This window comes from Pseudomonas sp. NPDC078416, assembly GCF_050268485.1.
In the GTDB taxonomy this organism is placed as follows: domain Bacteria; phylum Pseudomonadota; class Gammaproteobacteria; order Pseudomonadales; family Pseudomonadaceae; genus Aquipseudomonas.
The window spans coordinates 1-2500 of sequence record NZ_JBNNGV010000063.1; the positions used below are offsets into that span (position 1 = coordinate 1).

Sequence of the window (2500 nt, forward strand, 5' to 3'; positions counted from 1 at the left end):
TTTCTGCAGATTGCTTGGGTGTTATATGGTCAAGCCTCACGGGCAATTAGTATTGGTTAGCTCAACGCCTCACAGCGCTTACACACCCAACCTATCAACGTCGTAGTCTTCGACGGCCCTTCAGGGAACTCAAGGTTCCAGTGAGATCTCATCTTGAGGCAAGTTTCCCGCTTAGATGCTTTCAGCGGTTATCTTTTCCGAACATAGCTACCCGGCAATGCCACTGGCGTGACAACCGGAACACCAGAGGTTCGTCCACTCCGGTCCTCTCGTACTAGGAGCAGCCCCTCTCAAATCTCAAACGTCCACGGCAGATAGGGACCGAACTGTCTCACGACGTTCTAAACCCAGCTCGCGTACCACTTTAAATGGCGAACAGCCATACCCTTGGGACCGGCTTCAGCCCCAGGATGTGATGAGCCGACATCGAGGTGCCAAACACCGCCGTCGATATGAACTCTTGGGCGGTATCAGCCTGTTATCCCCGGAGTACCTTTTATCCGTTGAGCGATGGCCCTTCCATACAGAACCACCGGATCACTAAGACCTACTTTCGTACCTGCTCGACGTGTCTGTCTCGCAGTCAAGCGCGCTTTTGCCTTTATACTCTACGACCGATTTCCGACCGGTCTGAGCGCACCTTCGTACTCCTCCGTTACTCTTTAGGAGGAGACCGCCCCAGTCAAACTACCCACCATACACTGTCCTCGATCCGGATAACGGACCTGAGTTAGAACCTCAAAGTTGCCAGGGTGGTATTTCAAGGTTGGCTCCACGCAGACTGGCGTCCACGCTTCAAAGCCTCCCACCTATCCTACACAAGCAAATTCAAAGTCCAGTGCAAAGCTATAGTAAAGGTTCACGGGGTCTTTCCGTCTAGCCGCGGATACACTGCATCTTCACAGCGATTTCAATTTCACTGAGTCTCGGGTGGAGACAGCGCCGCCATCGTTACGCCATTCGTGCAGGTCGGAACTTACCCGACAAGGAATTTCGCTACCTTAGGACCGTTATAGTTACGGCCGCCGTTTACCGGGGCTTCGATCAAGAGCTTCGCGTTAGCTAACCCCATCAATTAACCTTCCGGCACCGGGCAGGCGTCACACCCTATACGTCCACTTTCGTGTTTGCAGAGTGCTGTGTTTTTAATAAACAGTCGCAGCGGCCTGGTATCTTCGACCGGCATGAGCTTACGGAGCAAGTCCTTCACCCTCACCGGCGCACCTTCTCCCGAAGTTACGGTGCCATTTTGCCTAGTTCCTTCACCCGAGTTCTCTCAAGCGCCTTGGTATTCTCTACCCAACCACCTGTGTCGGTTTGGGGTACGGTTCCTGGTTACCTGAAGCTTAGAAGCTTTTCTTGGAAGCATGGCATCAACCACTTCGTGTTCTAAAGAACACTCGTCATCAGCTCTCGGCCTTGAAACCCCGGATTTACCTAAGATTTCAGCCTACCACCTTAAACCTGGACAACCAACGCCAGGCTGGCCTAGCCTTCTCCGTCCCTCCATCGCAATAACCAGAAGTACAGGAATATTAACCTGTTTTCCATCGACTACGCTTTTCAGCCTCGCCTTAGGGACCGACTAACCCTGCGTCGATTAACGTTGCGCAGGAAACCTTGGTCTTTCGGCGTGGGTGTTTTTCACACCCATTGTCGTTACTCATGTCAGCATTCGCACTTCTGATACCTCCAGCAAGCTTCTCAACTCACCTTCACAGGCTTACAGAACGCTCCTCTACCGCATCATCCTAAGATGATACCCGTAGCTTCGGTGCATGGTTTGAGCCCCGTTACATCTTCCGCGCAGGCCGACTCGACTAGTGAGCTATTACGCTTTCTTTAAAGGGTGGCTGCTTCTAAGCCAACCTCCTAGCTGTCTAAGCCTTCCCACATCGTTTCCCACTTAACCATGACTTTGGGACCTTAGCTGACGGTCTGGGTTGTTTCCCTTTTCACGACGGACGTTAGCACCCGCCGTGTGTCTCCCATGCTCGGCACTTGTAGGTATTCGGAGTTTGCATCGGTTTGGTAAGTCGGGATGACCCCCTAGCCGAAACAGTGCTCTACCCCCTACAGTGATACATGAGGCGCTACCTAAATAGCTTTCGAGGAGAACCAGCTATCTCCGAGCTTGATTAGCCTTTCACTCCGATCCACAGGTCATCCGCTAACTTTTCAACGGTAGTCGGTTCGGTCCTCCAGTTAGTGTTACCCAACCTTCAACCTGCCCATGGATAGATCGCCCGGTTTCGGGTCTATTCCCAGCGACTAGACGCCCTATTAAGACTCGCTTTCGCTACGCCTCCCCTATTCGGTTAAGCTCGCCACTGAAAATAAGTCGCTGACCCATTATACAAAAGGTACGCAGTCACCCAACAAAGTGGGCTCCCACTGCTTGTACGCATACGGTTTCAGGATCTATTTCACTCCGCTCTCCGCGGTTCTTTTCGCCTTTCCCTCACGGTACTGGTTCACTATCGGTCAGTCAGTAGTATTT

At 52.2% G+C, this 2500-nt stretch carries 1 rRNA gene (cut by a window edge); it reads right to left on the reverse strand.

What is annotated here, in order from left to right:
- Positions 1 to 25: 25 nt before the first annotated feature.
- Positions 26 to 2500, reverse strand: a 23S ribosomal RNA gene (locus ACQKEN_RS25255); it runs 418 nt beyond the window's last position.